The sequence below is a fragment of the Pseudarthrobacter sp. Hb11 genome (genome assembly GCF_059383655.1).
Genome location: NZ_JBWZCM010000008.1, coordinates 87370 through 108903, shown reverse-complemented (window position 1 = coordinate 108903; position 21534 = coordinate 87370). Strand labels below are relative to the sequence as shown.

The window sequence follows — 21534 nt, the reverse complement described above, 5'->3', positions numbered from 1 at the left end:
TCGAGGTCGCCACCGCTGCCGCGGGAACAGCGGACAGGACGCCGTTAGGTCCGTGCGTCGATATAGCTCTGCACGATGGCGGCGAGTGTTCGGAGTACCTGCTGCTCGGAGGTCGGGAAGGCCCGGGGTTTTTGGTCGATGATGCACAGGGTTCCGATGTTCCAGCCGCGCGGCCCGTGCAAGGGATAACCGGCGTAGAAGCGGATGTGGGGCTCCCCCACAACCAGCGGATTAGACGCGAAACGTTGGTCCTTGAACGTGTCGTTGATGATCAACATCGAGTTGCGTTCCACCGTTGCCGTGCATAGCGCAATCTGCCGGGGAGTCTCATCGCGGAGAGGCCCGAAGACCGATTTGAAGTATTGGGCGTCTTCGGCGATCAGTGACATCGACGCAGCACCGACGTTGAAATATTTCCTGGCGGCAGCCACGATCCGGTCAAAACTTTCCTCCGCGCCGCTGTGAAGAAGGGCTGTCTCGCGCAGTGACTCCAGGCGTTCCGCCTCTGCACGTTCAGGAGTCAGCAGGAAGCTTCCCGCCGCCCCCAGCGCTGAGACCGCACGCTCACGGGTCTTCTTCCGGCTTGGAGGCTTGTCTGCACTAGGGAAGGACTCTAGCTTCGGCCCTGCCAGCGCACCATTGAGGTAGGCGTCCAACTCGAACTCCGACCACCGGGAACGGCCGCGATTGGCAGGCAAAAGTTTCCAGGGATCTACACCGATCGTGGCAGCGAGCTCAAGCCGCCGCTCCGTCTCTTCATCCACACCGTCCATCTCCAACCAAATTGCGCTTCACGAACCAAGTTTTCCGCAGCTGCGGAAACCATTTTACTAAGGCTACTTACTACTTCACCCCCAAGGCTACCCCGCTCTCCCGAAAAGCACGCGTTTCGGAAACTTGCAATGGAGTCATCGCCCACTTTGTCCTCAACTACTCATAGGATTTCTTGCATGAGGATTGCCGTTGCAGGGGGAACCGGTACCGTGGGGCGCCACGTCGTCGAGATAGCGCGCCAGCGCGGTCACCACGCCGTCAGCCTGAGCCGTTCGGAGGGTGTGGACCTGGTGAACGGCCGCGGCCTGGACCAGGCGCTCGAGGGCGCGGAGACTGTGATTGACGTTTCCGGCGTGGAGACCATGTCCACCAAAAAGGCAGTGGATTTCTACACCAATGCCACCCAGAACCTGCTGGCGGCGGAGAAGAAGGCGGGCGTCCGTCACCATGTGGCGCTCTCCATCGTGGGCATCGACAAAGCCACCTCGGGACTGTATGCGGGGAAGCTGGTGCAGGAGGACGAAGTCAGGCACGGCGGCATTCCCTGGTCCCTCCTGCGGTCCACGCAGTTCCACGAGTTTGTACCGATGATGGTCAAAGCCGCCTCGGCCGGGCCGCTGGTTCTGGTCCCCAACATGTTCACCCAGCCGGTGGCGGCCCGGGAAGTCGCCGAGGCCCTGGTCAACGCCGCAGAGGCAGGACCCAAGGGACGCCTCCCCGATCTCGGCGGGCCCCGCGCCGAAAAACTTGCGGACCTGGTCCGCGCCTACCTGCAGAAGACGGGCAAGCGGAAACGCGTCGTGCAGCTGAATGTTCCCGGCCGCATGGGCAAGGCAATGCGGAAGGGCGGGCTGATTCCCAAGGCGGGTGCCGACGTCGGACGCCAGACGTTCCAGGAATGGCTGGAAACGCACCACAACAAGTAGCCCCAGCATGGGTCTGGGGAAATTCGAGTACCCGCTACTCGTGCCCTCCCCGGTGGCCCCACCCTAGATTCGAAGTGCGGCTCGCGAATTCTTGCGCGGGCGAGGTTCGAGCGGGGGCGTGACGGTGACAGTAGTGGCGGGCACCAGCAGCACAGTCCTGAAGGCCGACGGCGGCAGGCGGGCGATTGCGGGCTCAGCCAACTTGAAGCCGTGGCATGAGCCGTCCGGGTTCCTGCTGGACCTGGTCACGGACGCAGCGACCGACATCGACTCCCTTCGGCGGCTGGCCGAGACCGCGGCAGTGGCCCTTACCGGGTACATCGGAGTCCAGATCGATTGCGCCGCCACCCTCACCCCGCCGCAGGGCGCTCCCATCCGGGCGGCCAACAACGGCCGGGCGGCTACCCTTGCGGCGGTGGAAAAGGATCTCGACGACGATCCCCTGGCCCATGCCATAGAGGCAGGCGGTCCCGTTATTGTGGAGGCCGACGGCGGCCCTCCCCTGCGGTGGCAGGCTTACCGTCGGCGGTGCCTCGACGCCGGCTACGGCGAGGTCCTCGCCGTTCCGGTCCGGCTCGACGCCGGAATGTCCTGCGCGCTGGCGTTCTTTGCCCCGCCGGAGGTCCGCTTCGGACCCGAAGCGGTCAGCCAGGCAACGTGGTTGGCGGGTCTGGCGGGGAAGAGCCTGAGGGTGGCCCTTGAGGTCCGGAGCGCCCGTGCAGCGGGGGACAACCTGAAGGCCGTCCTGGAAGGCCGGACCTCCATCGACGTGGCCTGCGGGGTGATTATGGGCCGGAATCGCTGTTCGTATCCGGACGCGTTCAACATGCTGGCCGGCGCCTCAACCCGCCGGGGCCTGCTGGTGCGCGAGGTGGCCGAGGGATTCCTGGCCAATCTTCCAAGCGGCGCCCCGGGGACCCGGTTCGAGGTCTGAGCCTGGTCGCTTGGAGACAACCAGGCTCAGCTGGTGCCTAATATTGCGATCCACCTTGGAGCTGGAAGGATGCCGTCATGCGAAGGGTCGTTGTTTCAAATATCGTGTCCCTGGACGGCTTTTACGCTGCGGCTGACGGCAATCCCCTCGTGCTGAACATGGACGCGGCATTTGATGAATACAACCGCATGCGGATCGAGGCGGCGGACATGGTGCTCCTGGGCCGGAAATCCTTCGAGGGCTTCAGCTCGTACTGGCCAGGAATAGCGAAAGCCCCTGACGATCCAGCGGACCGCGCGCTCAGCGAGGACAACCGTCGGGTCAGCAGGGCGTACAACTCCTTGCCCAAGGTGGTAGTTTCAGACACGTTCTCGGTCCCGGCCGGCAACGCCTGGCGTGCCACCACCACCGTCATTGCTGCCCACCAGTTGGCCGCTTGGATCGGCGCCCGCCGGCAGGAAGGCGACGGCGAAATCCTGATTTTCGCGAGCAGGGTCCTGTGGAACAGCTTGCTGGGCCTGGGGCTGGTTGATGAGCTTCACCTGATGGTTAGCCCCAACGCGCTGGCGGAGGGCATCCCGCTTTTCCTTGAACCCACTGGCCTCAAGCTCCTGGATTCAACGAGATTCAACTCCTCGTCCAACGTCCTGCTGCGATATCAAGTGCATGGGACCATCCTTTAGGTGACTGCCACCTGCCGCGACTACTTCGTGGTGCAGACTGCCGAAACCCTGCGGCGGTTCCAGGAGCGAGTGGCCCCGTCCTCGATCACGCAGGCCATGCCCTGATGCATGAGCAGTCAAACGTCGTCGAAGCCCTCTTCATCGAGTGGCTCGCGCGGGTACGCGGGCGGAACTACAACTAGGGCTGGCTGTTGATGGTCCGCGGTTGCCGGGCTGTATCCAAGTGAATCCGCAGGGCGTAGGACGTTTGTCCGGCACGTTGCTTGATCCGGTGCAGGTAGTCCACGGCGAGCCGGGGAAGGGCAACAGCCGGATCGGCAACCCGGATCCCCTCACGCTGGGCCGCCTCAAGGTCGGCGGCCAGGGCCGCGAGCCGTTCGGCGCCCACCATCTGGCTGGCCGTCTTGAGGCTGAGGACAGCATCCATGGCTCCGTCGGCATCGCCGGTAGTCAACGCGACACGAACCTTTTCGATCCTCAAGGGCAGGGCCATGATGAAGTTCTGGACAAACACCCTCCAGACGTCGTATTCACTGAGGTCCTCGCGCAGCCTCTCCAGCACTACGTGGTCCAGGAGGGGCGTAGGGGATCCCGGGGCGGTTTTCCAGGCTGACGTCCCGCCCGGCTGGGGGCTGCTGGCCTTGTGCAGTGGAGTGGTGGTGGTGGTCATGCTTGGACGGTACGGAGTGGATGCTGGGGGAACCCTGCGACCGCACCTTGAGGTTTCCTAGCAGGCCCAAGGTATCTTTTGGTCCCGAAGTGCTCGAAGGCCCTGATAAACTGATGTTCGCTTGTTGTCCCGTGCAGGACATCGAGCTTGGCTGCTGTAGCCCACGGCGGATTATTGCACCCTGCTGAGAAGAGCCGCCATGGCGCAATCACAGTTCGATCGATTCCTCACCGAAGCCACCTACCAAGACCCCGAAACCGGCGCTACTCTCAGCCGGGACGCCTTTTATGGCCTGTACACCAGCTGGTGCAGCGTATCCCAGGAAAAACCCCAGGCTGAGCACGCCTTCTGGGGCGCCATGGCAAAGCTCGTAGATCCGGGACACCGGCTGCGCATGACTGGCCCGGCTGCTGCGGATTACATCCTGGCCAGCTACCCGGCCCTGGTCTGAGCATATTGACGTCGCCAACGGACACGTACGTTCCCTGGGACGTCCGCCAGCCCCGCGGGAAACGCCCGTGGTGCGCAAGCTGCGATACCGACCTGCACCTCGTGGCTGAATTCCCGGCCGTCAGAGGCAGGCGAAGCGGGACACTCGCCGTCGCCGTCTTCTGTTCGCAGTGCTGCTTCTCGCGCGTCGTGGACACCACCGCGGATCACGTCGCAGCCCTACCCGGGCTATCATTCGAACCCAGGACAGATCAAAGGAATACCCAGAACATGACTTTCATCAACAACACCACCGGGCCTAAAACCACTCCCAATGGCGGGCATATGCATCTGGCTGGCCTCGAGGACCTTGACCTCACCCCCGCCGGCCTCGCAGACGCCCCCGCAAGCGAACAAGACCGCGACAGCATCGTGCACACCGGCAACAGCTAAACTTCCTGCATAATCCCGGGCGGATACTAACCGCCGGACAAAGGAAAGCCCCTCCTAGGAGGGGCTTTCTGCGTAGTGGTCAATTGTCTTCTGGTATAGGTCAGCGGTGATGCACTCCCCCTTCCCGGACGCCCCTCAGCGCCCATCCGGACTATGACAAGAAAAGACTCTAGTTAATTGCCCCGGGGCTCGTAAAGGGGTTCGGCTGAGAAATTTTTCGTACGACGGCGTTCCTCGCTCCACAAGTTTTTCTCAGGAGGGCGGGGTTATGCTGCTCGCCTATCTGCCAGCAGACAGACGAGACGGATTGGACTGCGAAGATGCCCAACACCAGCACTACTGCCGGCAACGTACGGCTCACGGCATGGCGATCGGCTGCCGCCCTTTTAGCCTCTGCCGTGCTTTGCCTGGTGGCTGGCTGCGGGGTGGTCGGGCCTAATCCACCGCCGGTCCCGACGATCGAGTTGGATAATCTGAGCGTCGCCGTCCCCGGTTACGTCGATCCGAGCGACTCCAGATACTGGCAGTCCGTCATTGAAGCCGCCCCGCAAGCCCGCGATGTCATCGTCAACGCCGACAGCGGTCCCGGGGAGGTGGTGCACGAACCGTACGTCCAGCTGATCGGGACCCTGCGCGATGCCGGCGTCAGGGTCCTGGGCTATGTCTCCACAGGCTGGGGCGAACGTGACGCCAAGGCGGTTTACTCTGACATCGACCGCTGGCGTGAGTGGTACGGCGTCGACAGCATCTTCCTGGACGAAGCAGCAGCCGTTCCAGAGGAGGTGGGCACCTATGCCGACTACTCCGCCGCGATCCACGGAGCCGGCGGCAAGGTGGTGCTCAACCCTGGGCTCGTCCCCGACCGTGGCTACTTCGAGTACGCGGATGCCATCGTGACGTTCGAGGATTCAGCGGATCATTACTTCAGCACGCGGACACCCCAGGACTGGCTTCAGGCGGAGACAGACACCGAGGTGTGGCACATTGTCATTGATGCCCCGCAGGACCAGTTCGGCGGCGTGGTGGACCGCGCCCGCCAGCAGGGAGCCGACAAGATTTACGTGACCGACGACGAAGCCCCGAATCCGTATGACCGCCTCCCCCGATACTGGTCCGGCCAGTTGGACGCAGCCACGAAGTAGGAGATACTTTCGCCGCCCCCGCTCCCGCCGCCGGCGACACACCGTCCAACGCCGTGGCCCTGCGGTCCTTCGAGCTCATCAATCAATACCGGTTGGCCAACGGCCGCGCCGGCTTCCGGCACAACCCGGACGCGAGCGCGCAGATCCCGTCCGGCTGGACCCGTACTGCGGAGAACATCGCCGTGAACGCCGACGCCGATGCGCTCTTTGCCGCGTGGAAGGCCTCTCCGGGCCACAACGCCAACATGCTCAACGCCGAGCTGACTGACTTTGGCTTCGGTTCGGCCCGGCTCTCCGCCGGTTCCCCGTACGGGGCGCAGTTGGTTGCCACCCAAAACTTCGCCACCTACGCGAAGTAAGCAAAGGAACGACGGCGGCTGACCGCCGCGCTAGAGCTCGTGCCTGTCGGCGTCGTTGCGGCCTGTGCCCGGGCTGTTTGCAAGTCCGGCAGGTCCGCTATCGTGCGAACTGCACGCGTCGCAGCGTCCCACGAATTGATGAGGGCAATCAGAGTGCTGGCCGTCGGCGGCCGGCAGCGTCACATGCATCGGCGTGGCCGTCTGCGTCGCCCGTACTTCCGGGCTAAAACCTGTGCCATGCTTCACTGTAGCCAGCCTCAACCCCGTTCACCCGCGTATTGCGGTACTTGTATTTACGAACCGAAATACTTGGCTTGAGTGATTGGCAGCAGCTTGGACGGCTCCTCACAAACGTCGCAACCCGGAGTGAAAGTGGTGTTGATTTATGCCGCAGTTCGACGCGCCGATCGACCAGCAAAAAAGCCTGGCACTGGGTGCCTAATCCGGGCGATGATCTGCAGGGGCCCAGGACAGGGCAGGATAGTACTTACTGTGACCGATCCTTAGGGAGAACATGAGGCCCACCCTCCGGCGGTTCCCGCCCCCACCAATGCTGGCCGTGCTCGTTCCGTTGCTGATGGCGCTGCTCCTCATGGTGCCGGCGCCCGCCGGAGCTGCCGAACAGACCGAAACCACCCCGCCGTCGGACCGGGAGCCTTATCTAGGGGCGTTGTTGGACTGGGCAACAGATTCCGCTGCCGGACACGCGGAGCGCCTCGGGGTGCCGGCGGCGTTCTACGGGCAATCAGTGCCTCTGCCGATGAGCGAGCAGGAGCAGGGCCACCTGCGCGGCTATTTTGGTCAAGTCGCAGCCGAGGGCGTTCACGCTTTGCTCACCATCCGTCCCGAAGTCCCGCTGACGGACGTAGACACCCCTCGGGCCGCTGCCCTCACAGCCCAGTTAGCCGATGCCGCTAAGGGTTACGAGGGCAAAGTGTTCGTGCGCTTCGGCCCCCAGATGAACGCCCCCTGGGTGCCGTGGGGACAACAGCCCGAAGCCTACCGGGAGGCGTTCCGGGTACTCGCGGCTGCGTTGGACGACAAGCTCGAGGATGCGGTGCTGGTGTGGTCCCCAACCTCAGCTGAGGACTACCCCTTCCGGGACCCGTCTGCGACCGCACCCACCGGCGGGGCCCTGGGGGCCCTGGACACCGACGGCAACGGGGTGTGGAACTTCGACGACGACGCCTACACCCCCTACTACCCCGGGGACGACGTGGTGGATTGGGTTGGTCTGTCCGCGTACCACGATGACACCGACGGTACCGACGGGACTTCGGTGCGTAACACGGTGCCCGCGCCTGGAGAGTTCGAGACACTGCTCGGCCCCACGTCCTCAACAGGCCCCCCTGCTGCCGAGGACTTCTACACCGCCTACGCGTCCGGCCGTGACAAGCCGCTGATGGTGGAGACAGCCGCCTTCTATAGCCCCGATATTCAGGGCGCGTCTGAGGAGGACATCAAGTCTTCCTGGTGGAACCAGGTCCTTGCCGCGCCGGGCAATGGTTATGACCATATTGGGGCCGTGGTGTGGAACGAAACTATCGAACACCGACAGGACGGTGCGGTCAGCGTGGACTGGAGGGCCACGGCCCAGCCGGAACTGACTGCTGCTTTCACCGAACGGGTGCAAGACAGTGCCCTACTGACCGGTCCCGTAATCAAGCAGTCCACCTTGGACGGGGTGGCGCCGTCCGCTACGGGCACTGTGCTGGGCGGATCCGCCGCGTGGACCGCTGCTGCGAGTGTTTTAGTCGCAGCAGCGGCCTTGTGCCTGTTGCCCTTGTGGCGGCCAGTGCGGCGGTGGGCCTACCCGGGTACTTCCCCGCGCGACACGCGCATCGACATGCTTCGAGGGGTGGCGATCATCTTCGTCGTCATCAACCACGTCGGGCTCACCTCGCTGTTCCAGCTGCTAACCCAGGAAACCATCGGAGTTGTTTCAGGCGCTGAGCTGTTTGTACTGCTCTCCGGGGCCGTCTTGGGCCTGGTGTACGGCCCACGGACCAAGGACCGTGTGGGGGAGGTAGTATCCCGCACCAGTGCACGGGCGTGGAAGCTTTACCTCACCGCCCTTACCGTGGTGCTGCTCGTTCTCGTCCTAAGCCGCCTGCCGTTCCTCAACGCCACGGCCGTCACCACATTCACGGATCAGGGCACAGGAGCAGCCGGTGCCGGGGGCGCCGGCACCGTCTACGACCTCTACGCCGGCATGGAGGCGTTGTTCCAGTTCCCGTTCCCCGCCCAGCTCGTCCCAGCGTTGTTTCTCTTGCAGGTCGGGCCTTGGCAGTTCAACGTCATGGGGCTGTACGTAATCCTGCTGGCACTGAGTCCGCTGGTGCTGATGGCCCTCAGCCGTGGCTTCGCTTGGCTGGTGCTTGTTGTAAGCGTCGGGTTCTACGCCGTAGGCACCATCACCCGGTTCCGGTTGCTGCCCGCCCAGTTCGAGGACTCCTTTCCCCTGCTGGTCTGGCAAGTATTGTTCGTCCTGGGCATGATCGCCGGCTACTACCGCCGCCAAATCGTCGCCTGGCTCTCCCACCCACGCCGCCGGGCGTTGCTGTGGGCGTGCGTGCTCCTGACAGTGACCCTTGCGGTTTTCTCCTGGACCAGCCCGTACTTCTCCAACGCCTATGACGTGAGACTGGCACTGCTTCCTGAGCAATCCTTCCGTACCGTCTATGACAGCTTTTTCGGCCGCACCTACCTGGGACCGGGCCGGCTGCTGAACGTGCTGCTGGTAGTCATCACCGGATACGCCCTGCTAAGCGCCTACTGGAAACCCCTGGAGCGGGCCTTGGGCTGGTTCCTCGTTCCCCTAGGCCAGGCCACCCTTTACGTCTTCATCCTCCACGTGTTCCTCATCCTCGCCGCTGCCAACATCCCGGCGCTCCGGCAGGGAGATATCTGGCTCAACACCGCCGTCTACGTGCTGCTTCTGGGCCTGTTGTGGACCATGGTCAGGACCCGGTTCCTGTTCCGTATAATCCCCCGCTAGACCCGCGAAACAGGAGTCCCTCCCAAACCGGGTGCACGGGAAGCGGTAGGCCCTGTCGCCCGCTCCAGCCCGGCGCCTAAGTCACGGGAGCTTGCGCAGGAACTGCGCAGGACTTGCCGAGGTTCTCCGCTGGAATCGTCGTTTGGCTGGGCCTCTTTGGAACCATGGGTTTGGCAGCCCCTTGTTGGGGCCCATCGCTGATGCTAGGGAGTGTTTGTGCTTAGGAAACGTTTTGTCCGGCTGGTCGTGTCAGGCTTGGTCGCGTCTGTGGCCGTGATGTCAGGGGTGACCATGCCCGCGGAAGCTGCCGGCCAGGCGGGTATCAAGCTCAGTGCTGCTGCCGGTCCGGCCGGGGCATCTGTCACGGTGACCGGTTCTGGTTTCACCCGCCAGGCCTCCGGTACAGTCACAGCCGGATCCGCGAGTGTTCCCTTCAGCGTTGACGCCAAGGGCTCCTTCAGCACAGCAGTGACCATTGCACCGACGTCCTCAGCAACGGTTGCGGTGACTGCGAAGGCCGGGAAGACGTCCGCATCGGCGCCCTACACCGTGACGTACAGCCCGGCCTCCCTCACCGCCGGTCAAGAAGCCTCCGACGGCGCTGTTCCCCTGACCATGGCTGCCCTGACCGAGACGACGATGACAACAACTGCGACGCCCCCGATCAGTACCGATCAGCTGCGCTTCGGCGTCTCAACACCGGGCGGCCCCCAGGCGGCAAGCGAGCTCAACGCGGTCGCCACCATGGTTAATGAGAACCCGTCGATCGTCATGTCGTACAAGGATTTCGGCCAAGCCGCACCGATTGCTGACCTGAACGCGGTCCACGCGCGCGGCGCGACCAGCCTCATCACGTGGGAGCCATGGCTTTGGAGTGGCAACGGTGCCAACCAGCCGGCTTACGCCCTGGACCGGATTACCGCCGGAGACTTCGATCCCTACATCAAGCAGTGGGGCAGCGCGCTGGCCACCTGGGGCAAACCGGTGATGCTGAGGTTCGCCCACGAGATGAACGGAAACTGGTACCCCTGGGCCGAAGCCAGCAACGGAAACGGCGCCGGAGATTACGCCGCGGCGTGGCGCCACGTCCATGATGTGATGGCCGCGACCGGTGCCACGAATGTCTCCTGGGTCTGGAGCCCCAACGTCCCGTACTGGGGATCCACTCCCCTTACCGGGCTCTATCCCGGCGCCGGCTATGTCGACGTCGTTGCCCTTGACGGGTATAACTGGGGAACCGCAGTTTCCTGGAGCTCCTGGACCTCACCGTCGGCATTGTTCGGTGAAGGCCTGACAGCTCTTCGCAGCCTCGCCCCGGGCAAGCCAATCATCATCGCAGAAACAGCGTCCGCCGAAGCCGGAGGGTCCAAGGCCAACTGGAACACCGCCCTGGTCTCATATCTCGCAGCCCAGCCCGACGTCACCGGCTTCGTCTGGTTCCACCACAACAAGGAAGTCGACTGGCGGATCAACAGCACCACCACGTCGACAAACGCACTGGCCACCGCCCTGGCCGCCAGGAACTAAGACTGCTGGGTCGTGTCCGTCGGCTTCAACCATTACCAGCGGGTGGACACGACCCGACCAGAACTAAGAAGCACTCTTCATCGCAGTTCCCTCATGCTTGGGTAGGATCGCGGAGGAACCCCAGCACGCACCTGCGCACATCAGCGGGGCCTCGGTGCAGTTCCACCAGCAGACAGGCGCGCAGGCAGTTTCACCCTGCAGCAAACCAAGGAGAGATGACACCGCGATGATTTCCAGTCCCATGGAGAAGCTGGCAGGACTGGATGAACTCTCACCGGCCCTGAAGCAGGCCCCGATTGTCGTTCTGTTCGTGCTGGCCGCGGTGATGAGCGCCTCGATCAGCACGCTGACCGTCAGCAGTTGGCCCGCCCTGACAGCGGGAACGGCTCTGGTCACCTTGGCAACCGTGCTGGCCGTGGCCTTTACCCGGCCAGCTCTTACCCGTTTCGCCACGATCGTACCGGCACTGGACTTCCTTGCTGCCGGCGCCCTGCGCCACGGCACCGGGGATAGTCAATCCATCTATGCCTCCCTGGTGCTCCTGCCCCTGCTCTGGTTCGCCTCACTGAACGGGCGGCGCTACGTGGGCTACGCAGTAGCGGGAGCAGTAATCGCCATCCTCGTCCCATTCGCGATGGGCTCAAGCATCGGCAAGAACCCCAACGAGCTGTTGCGGGGCCTTTACAGTACGCTGGTCTTCGCCTTGGCCGCCGCGGTCGTGAACGACCTCGCCCGCAGGGCACGCCTGAGACTTGCGACCGCCCGGGAGCAAGCCGCGGCCGCGGCCCAGGAACTCAGCCGGGCAGCGCAAATCCAAAGGTTCCTCCTGCCCCGAGGCGCCGCTCCGCTGCCCGGTTACGAAATCGCCGGGGCATGCCTACCCTCCAGAGCCGTCGGCGGGGACTTCTTCGACTGGTACCTTATCGACGGGGGTCTGGCCTTCACCCTGGGTGACGTGATGGGAAAAGGCGCCGGAGCCGGCATGATCGCAGCGACCACCAGGGCCGTCATCCGCAGCGCCAAAAACAGCCACGACCCCGTCACAGCGCTGGCCCTCACCGCCGACTGCTTCGCCACCGACCTGGACCAGGCTTCATCCTTCGCGACCCTGTTCCATGCAAGGCTCCGAGCCGAGGACGGGCGGATACTGTACTCCGACGCCGGTCACGGGTTAACACTCCTGATCCGGGCAAACCGGACCTGGGAACGCCTCGCCTCCAAGGACCTCCCTGTCGGCTTGATGCCGGACACCCGATGGGAATCCCACGAAATCCTGCTCAACCCCGGAGACATGATCGTCAGCTTCAGCGATGGAGTCCTGGATCTGTACGACGGCACCCTTGCCGCGGTCAACGACGTCGCCCAACTGGCCCTTTCCGCCTCCTCCGCCCAAGACGTTGTGGACTTCGTTACCGCCAAGGCCACCGAAAACAGCAACCCCGACGACGTCACCGTCCTCGCCATCCGCAGGAAACCACAGGCCACTTAGGCAGGAAAACTCCGTGGGATTGATGTGCTCCCCTGACTACGCGTAATGGCCTAGGGTAATTTACCCCGTCACAAGCGGGGCTGACTCCAGACGTGCTGAGACCGGGAGCCAGCCCCACCCCCATAGCAAGTGCTCCCGGGCGAAGACGCAAGGACCTCCCCCAACAAGGACAAAGAACACCCACCGCTGCACATCATCCGACAGATAAATGCTTTCGACAACTAATTACTTCCAGCTCCAGCTTTCCTACGGGTTGAGCCGCTCATTTGTGGGTTAGTCACCGACAGCTTCGCGTCCCCGCCGGACAATAAGCGGATCGGGGTCGTGCACAACGGAGGTGTCCTTTCCGTCGTACTCGAACTGATTAAGGAAGTAACGCATGGCATTGATCCGACCGCGTTTCTTATCGTTGGATTTTATTGTCATCCATGGCGCGTGGTCGGTGTCGGTGCGCAGAAATGTTTCCTCCTTGGCCGCGGTGTAGTCCTCCCATCGGTCGAGGGAGGCAAGGTCCACGGGCGAGAGCTTCCAGCGCCGGACCGGGTCGATCTGTCTAATGGCGAAGCGGGTACGCTGCTCGTGCCGAGTGACCGAGAACCAGAACTTGTTCAGCTGGATTCCGGACTCAACGAGCATTTTTTCGAACAGCGGCGCCTGCCACATGAACGTGCCGTACTCCTCCTCAGTACAGAAGCCCATGACCCGCTCCACGTTGGCACGGTTGTACCAGGACCGGTCGAACATCACGATTTCACCGGCCGTAGGCAGGTGTTGGATATAACGCTGGAAGTACCACTGGCCCTGTTCCCGATCCGAGGGTCTGCCCAGCGCTACGGTCCTGGCCGATCGGGGATCCAGGTGTTCGGTGAAGCGCTTGATAGTCCCGCCCTTACCGGCGGCATCGCGGCCCTCGAATACGATGACGCTCCTTAGTCCGTGGTCCTGGCCCCAGTACTGAAACTTCAGCAACTCGATCTGCAGCCGATATTTCTCGGCCTCGTATTCCTCGCGGGACATCCGCTGATCGTAGGGATAGTCCTCCCGCCAGGTCTGCACCGCCGATCCGCCGGGGTCAATCAGTTCCGGGTCCTCACCCTGTCCCCCGCGGACCGTGTACCCCAAATCAACGAGACGGTCGATGGCTTCGCGCAGGTTGTCCCGCACCCACCATGGGTCATGGGGCGTCCAGGGCGCGGTTGCCTCCACCGTCCGACCCTCCTCAAGGTAGCGCCGCTTACGGACGACAGTCTAGCAACGCGGGTCGGCTGCGGGCCTGTACCCTCCTGGGGGTTCAGGAGGCCGTACGTTCCGCAGCATCCAGAACTACTTTGCGTAGGTTTCCGGCACCGTTCATTACGGTTCTCTGCCGGACCGAGCCTGTCCCGTTGGCAAGGATCTGCCGAATGGTTTCCTCCACAAGCGACCTGTCTCCGGTTTCCGACAGGGCCGGCCCGACGTACTCCAACAGAGCTGCCACACTTTCTTCTGCCGGACGGGGCCGGTTCAGCTCAGGATGAATGAGGTCATCCTCCATGCCGTACCTGCTGGCTCGCCATGAGGCCAGCCGCAGCATTTCGGCAGGAACTGCAGGGGGCGGTTTCCTCTCGGCCCAGTCCCTGGCCGCCGTCTCAACCAGGGCTCGTACGACGGCGGCTACGGCTACGGCATGGGCCGCTTCCGTGCAGACATCCGGGACACGGATTTCGATTGTCGGATAGGTCGCCGAAAGGCGGGCATCGAAGTAGATCTGGCCACGGTCCAAGAGGACGTCGCAGGAGAGCAGCATCTCAACCAGGTCCTGATAAGCCCTGGCCGAACCGAATACCTCGGTAGGCCCCGCTGTTGGCCAACGTCTCCAAACCTGATAGCGGAAACTTGCATAGCCGGTGTCCTTGCCCTGCCAGAAGGGTGAATTCGCGGACAGGGCGATCAGCGTCGGAAGCCAGATCCTGATCCGGTCAAGGACAGCCACCCCCTCATCGGGAGAATTGACGGAGACGTGCACGTGGAAACCACACATCAGCTGTTCCCGGAGCGCCAGCCCAAAGCGCGCTTCCATGGCGCGATAGCGGGAGGTTTGGACCAGATGAGGCAACGCGGAAAGCGGTGAAGTTCCCAAGGCCGCGACCCTCGCTCCAAAGACCAGAGCCTGACGATTGGCTTCAGCCCGGCCTTCTTTGAGGGCAGCAGCAAGATCAGACAGGCAAGTGAAAGGGGCGGAAACCGCTTCGACCTGCTCGCGCTGCACCTCAGTGGTCAAGGTGTTGCCTTGCGTTGCCGTTGAACGGCCGTCGCTTCCTGTGGCGTTCTTGGCGGACGCGGCGGCAACGAGGCTTTCACCGACCGCTGCGTGGTTCCCGGTTTGGACATCAACGAGCAAAAACTCCTCTTCCACCCCGAAGCTTCGCATAACGCCAGTCTGCCCGGTCCCTGAAAATTAGCCAACAGCCGGTTCAATGCCAGCTGTTTTCACGTAGATCCTCGCGTGCCGCACGTCCGTGAAACGGTGCTGGACACGAGCAAGAAAGAGGACATAACGTCGGCTTGTACGGGTCGGCAAGGCTAATAGGGCGGGTTGCCGATGTGCACCACCGGCCCCCGAAGGAGGTGCCGTGCCGAAAGTGGCGCGCTTACTGCTCCTGCCGTTTGTCATGTTTGCAGCATCCGTGGCCGCGCAGCCGACACCGACCCCGCCCCCGTCAACCTCCTCGCCGCCGCCCACCTCCATGGCAGCCTTGGGCGACTCCATTACCCGGGCCTTGGCAGTGTGTTGTTCCAACGGTGACAGCTCGCTCCACTCATGGTCTACTGGTCACGGTCCCGGCGACGGAGTCAGCAGCCACTATGAGCGGCTGACAGGGCTGGACCCTGCTATCACTGGCCGCAACCACAACAACGCCATCAGCGGGTCCAGAGCCAGGGATCTTCCAGACCAGGCCGAACTGGCCGTCAAGCAGAACGTGGAATATGTGACCATCCTGATCGGAGCAAACGACCTTTGCGCCTCATCAGCAGCCACGATGACATCCGAGGAAGAATTTTCTTCTCACATCAAAACCGCTTTGGCGGCGCTCGATAGCGGCCTGCCGAGGGCACGCATCTTCGTCAGCAGCATCCCGGACCTCCACCAGCTCTGGAAAACGATGGAAAACAACGCCGAGGCACGCGAGGCATGGTCCAGCGGCACCTGCCCATCAATGCTTTCTGCCGACAACACCGAAGAGCAGCGGCAATCGGTCATCAAGCGGGAACTCGCGTTCAACCAGATCCTTGCCGAGGCGTGCTCCCGGTACAGGAACTGCCGCTGGGACAACAACGCTGTGTATGACTTCAAGTTCTCGGCAAGCGACGTGAGCGTGCTCGATTATTTCCATCCAAGCCTGGAAGGCCAGGCCCATCTGGCGGAGCTCACGTGGCGGGCGTCATGGTGATCCACACGTCCCGGCCACCAGAGCGCAAGAGACTTACACGAAAGGGCGAAGGAGCCGGTCGATGCACCCAGGTCATGACAGGGGCTCTGCACCCTCCACGCGTCCGGACCCCGCGGCCCGTGGGTCACAGCGGCGGAGCGCCGATCCTGCCCACCCACCGCCTTTCTCCCGTGAAGCGGAAGTGCGCCTGCGAGTGCTGCGGGCCGCAAGCAACCTGATTGACCGGCTCCAGTACGAAGCCGTGACCATCGACGCCGTGGCACGCGCCTCGGGGGTAAGCAAATCGACCCTCTACCGCTATTGGACCTCGCGTCAGGTGCTGGTACTGGAAGCATTCACCTACAAAACCAACCTGCTGACAGACATTGAGGACACCGGCGATGTGGCACGTGACCTGCACGCCTACCTGGTCGCACTGACCTACTGCCTAAAGGTCGGCGGAGCGGCCTCCACCGTGGCCAACCTGCTGGCGGAAGCTATCCGGGATGAAGAATTTGCAGCCAGTTCCGGCAGACAATGCTGCGGGAGCGCCGGCAAGGCTTCCTTATGATCCTCGAACGGGGCCGGCGCAGCGGGCAGGTCCGGGACGATGTGGACCTGGTCATGGTGACTGACGCCCTGTACGGAGCCATCCATCACCGGCTGATCGCCACGGGCCAGGACATTGGGGGTATGTTCTTGCGGAACCTGACCGACTTCGCGGTGACCGCCGTGGCAACACGGGAATACCGGGACCGGTCCAAGAAGTAGGCCCGCCAGCCCCGTTCCCCGGCTGATGGAACGTTTGGTACCAGTTCGTCCCATTCGTGCGGCCCCCGGCTCGCCCCGCAGGCATGGTGGAACCAGCGCAAGTAAGCGCCACGCCACCACCCTCAACCAGGAGATCCAAGACGCCATGACCATTGCCACATCCGCAACAAAGACGCGCAGAACCGACGTCGGCGCCGTGCACCCGAAGCTCTACAAGGCGCTGAATACAGCGGCGGGAGCAGCGCACAGGACGGCCCTGGCTGAAGGGCTTTCTCCTTTGCTCATCGAGCTGGTCAAGATCCGTGCCTCGCAGATCAACGGGTGCGCCTACTGCTTGCGGATCCACACCAAGGACGCGCTGACTAAAGGTGAGAGCCCCGAGCGGCTGAGCGTGCTTCCCGCCTGGCGGGAAAGCATGTACTTCGACGACCAGGAGCGCTCTGCGCTGGACCTCTGCGAATACATCACGCTCATCCAGGACTCCCACAGGAACACCCGATGGTACAACTCTGCAGCCGCGCACCTGACGCCCGGACAAGTCTCCGCCGTGACCTGGCTGACGATGACGATCAACATGTACAACCGGATAGCGATCAGCAGCGCCTACACGGTCAAACCCGAGTAGTCAGCCACGGACGTGGATCGCAGGGAGCTTTCCAACCCGGATCCGGACCCGGGCGGCACGTGGTTGTTTTCAACTGCGTGCGTGCGCACCATGGAAGGGTGGGAGCGAAGGACAGGTGGCACCCGTCTGCATGTGCCCTTTGCCTGCTGATCCCTCTTAGCGGAACAGCGGGATGCAGCTACGACTACCCCGAACCCGTGCAGACAACAGCCAGGTCCGGCACCGTCCGCACGCCAACAGCCAGCCCCTCCCCCGGCTCAGGGTCCTCCCAACCGTACAGTGATCCGCAGATTCTGGAGCAGGAAGCCAAGAACTATGCTGAGCTGTACCGGCTCCTCAGGGCAGTGCCTGGGCCCGTCATCCTCTTCGAAGTGGGGCCACTCGATGGCCCGGTCAGGGGCTTTGGCACAACAGCAAAGGTGCCGGCATCCGGGCAGTACGCCGTCACTGCAGCCTGCGTTGGTGCCTCCGGTGCGAGGATCTCCGTGGGCCAGGAGCATCCCGGTGCCCCCTTTCGGCCGGTCGAACTCGCGATGGATTGTGCCGGAACCACTTCACAGGTGATCGCACTTCAGGAGGGGTACGTTTTCGCGCATCTAATCCTGCCCGGCCCGGGCGATACACCCTGGACAGGAGCCGTGGGCGGGGTACGAGTGACCGGCCCGGCGGAGCAAAGTCACACCGCGCCGGGATCCCCTTCGTCTGAAAGCTCGCCGGCGGCAATGCGCTCGACCGCCGTAGCCAGCCGGACCTACCAAAACCGGCACAGCCACACCGATCCGTGACCCTGAACTGGCGAACATCATCGGCAGATAACAACCGGCAGCCACACCACCGAATAACGTGTCAATAACCCTTGGAATCCGGCAGGAACGCACGTTCGCGGCGCGCCTAAACTAAGCCATGCGAATGATCCCGTCGTTGGTCCTGGTTTTCGGTGCAGCGTTCGCCTGGCTGGGCGTGACGGTATTCGTGATCCTGCGGCTGCGACGCCGTCGCAATGGGTCGACTCTGGTGGCTTCCGCTTCGGCGCCCGCTGAGCGCGCCGGCGGACACATCCCCCACAGGCCCTGGCGCCGCGTCCGCCCAGTAACAGGTCAGACCCCGGCTCGACGCCGACTGCGGCTCAGGAAGATCCGCAGCTAGACAACGGCAACACCGCCGGCAGGAACCCTGCCATCTCTTTGCCAACGCCTCCCAGGGCTCCGGGCCCCCACCAAGGCAGGAGACCCGTTCCTGGTGGATGGAAACCGTCCGGTCCTCATTGGGTCAGGCGGGTCCAGGACTCCAGGAACTTCTCAGCAATGTAGGCGTGGCCGGCGGTGTTTGGGTGGATGCCGTCGAAGTTGAAGTCCGGGCTGTTGGCACTCGTAAACCAGCCGGCCTCGAGGGCATTAGCAAATGGAGCGCCGGCGGCTGCGGCTCCAGCGCGGACGGCACTGTTCACGCCGCGCAGTTCCTCGGCAACGGGCTGGGGCGCCGACGGCCCAAGCACCACCACCTGAACGCCCGGCCAAAACCTGCGGGCCGCCTCTATGGTCTGTGTGGTGGCAGCTTCAACCTCGTCGGCGTTGGGGACCAAGGAATCGTTTTGTCCGCCTTGAAGAATGAGCAGATTGGGCACGAAGGCCGGGTTGGCAGCAATCTCCCGCAGCCGGACCTCGTACTCCCTGCCCTGCTCGTCCTGATCCCCGCCGCCCCAGGCGAACCCGGTTCCGGGCACGCCGTCGATGTTGGTGGGGTATCCGAGCTGCCCGGCAACGAGATTCGCCCACCCCTGCTCCGGCTGATCTGCACCGACACCGGCAGTGTACGAGTCACCAACAATAAGGAGGACGGGCTCGGCGGGCAGCTCAATACCGAGCTGCCGGGCCGTTGCCGTTGCAGTAGGCGTTGGTGTGGGAGTCGGAGACGCAGTAGCTCCTGTCGGCGTGGCAGCCAGCGTGGTTGCCGGCGCAGGGACGGCTTCGCCTGTGCCTCGTGGACCCATCAGGGCGATGGCTGCCACCCCGAAGGCGGCCACTGCCAGCACAAAAAGTGCAGCGTACTTGACCCACTCCTGCTTGGTTATCCTGGGACGCCCGCCGCTTCTGATCACTCGGCATATCTTACCGGCCACGTATGGCCCGGAACCCTCCTCCGCCAGCGGATACCAGGTCGCGCCTGCTGACCGGTGCCGGCTCGTGTTCCGGCGCGGGTTCAGGGACAGAGCGGACGACGGCGGGCTGGAGCCTTTTGTTGGTCCAGCGGCGGACTGGCGTTTCCACCAGGCGGTGGGACGCGCCGGCGAGCAGCACGGTCAGCACTGCAGCCAACACGACGCGCAGCCACAGCGGGGAGACGAGCGGCATGAGCAGCAGGTAGACGGGCAGGTGCCAGAGGTAGAACGCGTAGGACAGGTCGCGGCCGGGGCCAGCAAGCCAAGGGTGGCTCAGGATACGGGCAGTGAAACCGGCCGGGGAAAGGACCAGCCAGCCGATGGCCAGTGCTGCCAGCAAAGCCAGCACAGTGGGCCCGGCTGCCCAGAAGGCGGTAAACCAGGGGCCGGGGGTGTCCGGTTCCTTCAGCAGGAACACGGCGGCCAGCAGGGTGAGCGCCGCGGGCGGTCCGGCGCGGCGGGCGGCAGCCTCAAGGGACGCATGGAAGCGGGAGCCGGAGCGGACTGTCGTGAGGACCAGGGCCAGGGTGCACCCGATCAGCAGCTCGTCAGCCCTGGTGTCCGGCCCGTTGTAGAGGCGGTTGAGCGGTGCTCCCAGTGCTACCAGGACGGAACGTTCCAGCAGGAATCCCACCGCCAGGCCGGCGGTGATCCAGGCGACCGTTCGGACTTTCCAGAATCGCAGCAGGACCAGGAGGAGCAGTGGCCACACCAGGTAGAACTGCTCCTCGACGGCGAGGGTCCAGGTGGGGCCGAATGCCTCCCCGGCAATGGACTCGCCGAACATCCCGAAGCGGGCCAGGTTCATCGCATACGCGGCGGCGGGCAGGACAAATCCCTCCTGGCCGGCCCACTTGGATGCCGGAAAGACCGCGCCCACAGCGACAACCACGGCACACAGGGCAAGCAGCGCAGGCCACAGCCGGGCCAGCCGCCTGGCGTAGAAGATTCCCAGGTGAAGCCTGCCGGTGGCGAGGTACTCCTTCATGATCAGGAGGGTAATGACAAAGCCGCTGAGCGTGAAGAAGACATCCACCCCGATGGATCCGCCCGGGACCAGGGCAGTTGCAGTGTGGAAGAAGAAGACCCCTGCCACGGCAACGGTCCGGAGCCCGTCCAGAGCGTGCTTACGCCCGGAGATGAACCCCGGTTCGGGCACCCCCGGACGTTCCGGAGCTGACAAATATCCATTGCTTGACCAATAAACCACACAGCAAGGATATATAACGTTTCTATAACTGCGCTGGGTGAAGGCTGGGCGCGGCCTCCGCGAAGCAGCTAGTGCTCCCGGCGGGTCTCCTGGAGCCGCTTGATGAACCAGCGCGATTGCTCCGGCCCGTAGGGCAGGACAGGGATGGCCTTGGTGGCATCATTCGGGGTGTCGCGGATGGACCCGCGGGCCTGGCGCACGGCCGTGCTCATGGTGTTCGCCATGGTCTTGACGAACCCGTCACTGCACGGCTTCCCGTGCCCGGGAATCAGGAACTCGTAGCGGTGGCGCAGCGCTGAGATGTGCCGGAGCGCATCCGCCCACTCCTCCGGGTACGAGTCTTCGAAGGACGGGTGGGCGCCCTGCTCCACAAGGTCACCAACGTAAAGGGTGGTGGGGGTGCCCACCAGCAGGTCGCCGTCGGTGTGGCCGCGGCCCAGGTGGAACAGGGTGGCAGTCAGCGCGCCGAGGTCCACCAGCACCGGCTGGTCCCTGACGATCGCGTTGGGGACCACGAGTTCCACGTTCTCGCCCTCGCCGGTGGACATCTCCGGTTCCAGCGTGCCCACGAAGCGGCGCTGCAGGTCCCCGCGTTCGCCGATTTCGGTGGCGCAGTTCTGATGCGCCCAGAACTCGGTGACGCCCGCCGCCGCGAACACCGCGTTGCCAAAGAAGTGGTCGTAATGGGCGTGGGTATTGACGACGACGAGCGGCAGCTGAGTCTTCTCCCGCACCGCGTCCAGGATCTCCCGCCCCTGCCTGGGGCCGCAGCCGGTGTCGATCACCATGGCTCGTTCGGATCCCACAATCAGTCCGGTGTTGAGCAGCGATCCTTCGGTGACCAGCACATAGTTGTTCGCGCCGACTTCGAGCCATTCCGACATTGTTTCTCCGTACCTCCGGCAAAGCAGTGTGCGTTCGTTTAGTCGTCGATTGTACCCAGCGTTCCTTGGAGTTCCCGGGAGGCAAAGCGTAC

Annotated in this window: 22 protein-coding genes; 15 read left to right on the top strand and 7 right to left on the bottom strand. The window is 63.7% G+C overall.

Annotated elements, in window-relative coordinates; all coding sequences use genetic code 11:
• Nucleotides 1–44: 44 nt before the first annotated feature.
• Nucleotides 45–764, bottom strand: a complete 720-nt coding sequence (locus AC50X7_RS12875) for a GAF domain-containing protein (RefSeq protein WP_494979357.1) — start codon at nucleotides 762–764, stop codon at nucleotides 45–47.
• Nucleotides 765–950: 186 nt separating this feature from the next.
• Between AC50X7_RS12875 and AC50X7_RS12870 the strand changes: the two genes are divergently transcribed.
• From AC50X7_RS12870 to AC50X7_RS12860, 3 genes are all read left to right on the top strand, one after another.
• Nucleotides 951–1700: an SDR family oxidoreductase gene (locus AC50X7_RS12870; RefSeq protein WP_494979356.1), complete on the top strand. Its 750-nt coding sequence runs from the start codon at nucleotides 951–953 to the stop codon at nucleotides 1698–1700.
• A gap of 118 nt (nucleotides 1701–1818) precedes the next feature.
• Nucleotides 1819–2634 (top strand): GAF and ANTAR domain-containing protein, encoded by an 816-nt coding sequence (locus AC50X7_RS12865; RefSeq protein WP_494979355.1) that lies wholly within the window; start codon nucleotides 1819–1821, stop codon nucleotides 2632–2634.
• Between the two features lie 77 nt (nucleotides 2635–2711).
• The gene (locus AC50X7_RS12860; RefSeq protein ID WP_494979354.1) at nucleotides 2712–3317 is read left to right on the top strand and encodes a dihydrofolate reductase family protein; all 606 of its coding nucleotides are present in this window, start codon (nucleotides 2712–2714) and stop codon (nucleotides 3315–3317) included.
• A gap of 178 nt (nucleotides 3318–3495) precedes the next feature.
• Here AC50X7_RS12860 and AC50X7_RS12855 read toward each other — a convergent pair whose 3' ends face one another.
• Nucleotides 3496–3987 (bottom strand): Hpt domain-containing protein, encoded by a 492-nt coding sequence (locus AC50X7_RS12855; RefSeq protein ID WP_494979353.1) that lies wholly within the window; start codon nucleotides 3985–3987, stop codon nucleotides 3496–3498.
• A gap of 199 nt (nucleotides 3988–4186) precedes the next feature.
• Here AC50X7_RS12855 and AC50X7_RS12850 point away from each other — a divergent pair, with 199 nt between their 5' ends.
• From AC50X7_RS12850 to AC50X7_RS12820, 7 genes are all read left to right on the top strand, one after another.
• Nucleotides 4187–4438, top strand: coding sequence for a hypothetical protein (locus tag AC50X7_RS12850; protein WP_494979352.1), 252 nt, complete (start codon nucleotides 4187–4189; stop codon nucleotides 4436–4438).
• Between the two features lie 269 nt (nucleotides 4439–4707).
• Nucleotides 4708–4869 (top strand): hypothetical protein, encoded by a 162-nt coding sequence (locus tag AC50X7_RS12845; protein ID WP_494979351.1) that lies wholly within the window; start codon nucleotides 4708–4710, stop codon nucleotides 4867–4869.
• A gap of 320 nt (nucleotides 4870–5189) precedes the next feature.
• The gene (locus tag AC50X7_RS12840; RefSeq protein WP_494979350.1) at nucleotides 5190–6011 is read left to right on the top strand and encodes a spherulation-specific family 4 protein; all 822 of its coding nucleotides are present in this window, start codon (nucleotides 5190–5192) and stop codon (nucleotides 6009–6011) included.
• A gap of 53 nt (nucleotides 6012–6064) precedes the next feature.
• Nucleotides 6065–6370, top strand: a complete 306-nt coding sequence (locus AC50X7_RS12835) for a CAP domain-containing protein (RefSeq protein ID WP_494979349.1) — start codon at nucleotides 6065–6067, stop codon at nucleotides 6368–6370.
• Nucleotides 6371–6884: 514 nt separating this feature from the next.
• The gene (opgC, locus tag AC50X7_RS12830; RefSeq protein WP_494979348.1) at nucleotides 6885–9368 is read left to right on the top strand and encodes an OpgC domain-containing protein; all 2484 of its coding nucleotides are present in this window, start codon (nucleotides 6885–6887) and stop codon (nucleotides 9366–9368) included.
• 291 nt (nucleotides 9369–9659) lie between these two features.
• The gene (locus tag AC50X7_RS12825; protein ID WP_494979347.1) at nucleotides 9660–10895 is read left to right on the top strand and encodes a glycoside hydrolase family 26 protein; all 1236 of its coding nucleotides are present in this window, start codon (nucleotides 9660–9662) and stop codon (nucleotides 10893–10895) included.
• 226 nt (nucleotides 10896–11121) lie between these two features.
• Nucleotides 11122–12384, top strand: a complete 1263-nt coding sequence (locus AC50X7_RS12820; protein WP_494979346.1) for a PP2C family protein-serine/threonine phosphatase — start codon at nucleotides 11122–11124, stop codon at nucleotides 12382–12384.
• Nucleotides 12385–12657: 273 nt separating this feature from the next.
• On the opposite strand, the gene ppk2 is transcribed toward AC50X7_RS12820, so the two are convergent.
• Both ppk2 and AC50X7_RS12810 read right to left on the bottom strand, forming a co-directional pair.
• Nucleotides 12658–13590, bottom strand: coding sequence for a polyphosphate kinase 2 (ppk2, locus tag AC50X7_RS12815; RefSeq protein ID WP_494979345.1), 933 nt, complete (start codon nucleotides 13588–13590; stop codon nucleotides 12658–12660).
• An 85-nt stretch (nucleotides 13591–13675) separates the two neighbouring features.
• Entirely contained in the window at nucleotides 13676–14794 is a 1119-nt protein-coding gene (locus AC50X7_RS12810; protein WP_494979344.1) for a glutamate--cysteine ligase, read from the bottom strand.
• Between the two features lie 202 nt (nucleotides 14795–14996).
• On the opposite strand from AC50X7_RS12810, the gene AC50X7_RS12805 reads away from it, so the two are divergent.
• The 5 genes from AC50X7_RS12805 to AC50X7_RS12785 all read left to right on the top strand — a co-directional run bounded on the left by AC50X7_RS12805 (nucleotide 14997) and on the right by AC50X7_RS12785 (nucleotide 17975).
• A complete protein-coding gene (locus AC50X7_RS12805; RefSeq protein WP_494979343.1) occupies nucleotides 14997–15815 on the top strand; it encodes an SGNH/GDSL hydrolase family protein in 819 nt (272 codons plus the stop codon).
• A gap of 61 nt (nucleotides 15816–15876) precedes the next feature.
• Entirely contained in the window at nucleotides 15877–16365 is a 489-nt protein-coding gene (locus AC50X7_RS12800; protein ID WP_494979342.1) for a TetR/AcrR family transcriptional regulator, read from the top strand.
• Nucleotides 16362–16565: a TetR-like C-terminal domain-containing protein gene (locus AC50X7_RS12795; protein WP_494979341.1), complete on the top strand. Its 204-nt coding sequence runs from the start codon at nucleotides 16362–16364 to the stop codon at nucleotides 16563–16565. The genes AC50X7_RS12800 and AC50X7_RS12795 overlap by 4 nt, the downstream gene beginning before the upstream one ends.
• Before the next feature lie 145 nt (nucleotides 16566–16710).
• On the top strand, nucleotides 16711–17190 hold the full coding sequence (locus AC50X7_RS12790; RefSeq protein WP_494979340.1) for a carboxymuconolactone decarboxylase family protein: 480 nt from the start codon (nucleotides 16711–16713) through the stop codon (nucleotides 17188–17190).
• A gap of 197 nt (nucleotides 17191–17387) precedes the next feature.
• Nucleotides 17388–17975 carry a hypothetical protein gene (locus tag AC50X7_RS12785; protein WP_494979339.1) on the top strand — a complete coding sequence of 196 codons (588 nt, stop codon included), beginning with the start codon at nucleotides 17388–17390 and terminating at the stop codon, nucleotides 17973–17975.
• 476 nt (nucleotides 17976–18451) lie between these two features.
• Here AC50X7_RS12785 and AC50X7_RS12780 read toward each other — a convergent pair whose 3' ends face one another.
• From AC50X7_RS12780 to AC50X7_RS12770, 3 genes are all read right to left on the bottom strand, one after another.
• Nucleotides 18452–19288: an SGNH/GDSL hydrolase family protein gene (locus AC50X7_RS12780; protein WP_494979338.1), complete on the bottom strand. Its 837-nt coding sequence runs from the start codon at nucleotides 19286–19288 to the stop codon at nucleotides 18452–18454.
• A 10-nt stretch (nucleotides 19289–19298) separates the two neighbouring features.
• A complete protein-coding gene (locus tag AC50X7_RS12775) occupies nucleotides 19299–20507 on the bottom strand; it encodes an acyltransferase family protein (RefSeq protein ID WP_494979337.1) in 1209 nt (402 codons plus the stop codon).
• Nucleotides 20508–20626: 119 nt separating this feature from the next.
• Complete coding sequence (locus AC50X7_RS12770) at nucleotides 20627–21442, bottom strand: MBL fold metallo-hydrolase (RefSeq protein WP_494979336.1); 816 nt, start codon at nucleotides 21440–21442, stop codon at nucleotides 20627–20629.
• Between the last annotated feature and the right edge of the window lie 92 nt (nucleotides 21443–21534).

What these genes read in the sequence shown, in the direction of transcription:
- AC50X7_RS12870 (WP_494979356.1), top strand. Translation starts at nt 951, where the DNA reads ATGAGGATTGCCGTTGCAGGGGGAACCGGTACCGTGGGGCGCCACGTC.
- AC50X7_RS12860 (WP_494979354.1), top strand. Translation starts at nt 2,712, where the DNA reads ATGCGAAGGGTCGTTGTTTCAAATATCGTGTCCCTGGACGGCTTTTAC.
- AC50X7_RS12855 (WP_494979353.1), bottom strand. Translation starts at nt 3,987, where the DNA reads ATGACCACCACCACCACTCCACTGCACAAGGCCAGCAGCCCCCAGCCG.
- AC50X7_RS12850 (WP_494979352.1), top strand. Translation starts at nt 4,187, where the DNA reads ATGGCGCAATCACAGTTCGATCGATTCCTCACCGAAGCCACCTACCAA.
- AC50X7_RS12845 (WP_494979351.1), top strand. Translation starts at nt 4,708, where the DNA reads ATGACTTTCATCAACAACACCACCGGGCCTAAAACCACTCCCAATGGC.
- AC50X7_RS12840 (WP_494979350.1), top strand. Translation starts at nt 5,190, where the DNA reads ATGCCCAACACCAGCACTACTGCCGGCAACGTACGGCTCACGGCATGG.
- opgC (WP_494979348.1), top strand. Translation starts at nt 6,885, where the DNA reads ATGAGGCCCACCCTCCGGCGGTTCCCGCCCCCACCAATGCTGGCCGTG.
- AC50X7_RS12825 (WP_494979347.1), top strand. Translation starts at nt 9,660, where the DNA reads ATGCCCGCGGAAGCTGCCGGCCAGGCGGGTATCAAGCTCAGTGCTGCT.
- AC50X7_RS12820 (WP_494979346.1), top strand. Translation starts at nt 11,122, where the DNA reads ATGATTTCCAGTCCCATGGAGAAGCTGGCAGGACTGGATGAACTCTCA.
- AC50X7_RS12810 (WP_494979344.1), bottom strand. Translation starts at nt 14,794, where the DNA reads ATGCGAAGCTTCGGGGTGGAAGAGGAGTTTTTGCTCGTTGATGTCCAA.
- AC50X7_RS12800 (WP_494979342.1), top strand. Translation starts at nt 15,877, where the DNA reads ATGCACCCAGGTCATGACAGGGGCTCTGCACCCTCCACGCGTCCGGAC.
- AC50X7_RS12795 (WP_494979341.1), top strand. Translation starts at nt 16,362, where the DNA reads ATGATCCTCGAACGGGGCCGGCGCAGCGGGCAGGTCCGGGACGATGTG.
- AC50X7_RS12790 (WP_494979340.1), top strand. Translation starts at nt 16,711, where the DNA reads ATGACCATTGCCACATCCGCAACAAAGACGCGCAGAACCGACGTCGGC.
- AC50X7_RS12770 (WP_494979336.1), bottom strand. Translation starts at nt 21,442, where the DNA reads ATGTCGGAATGGCTCGAAGTCGGCGCGAACAACTATGTGCTGGTCACC.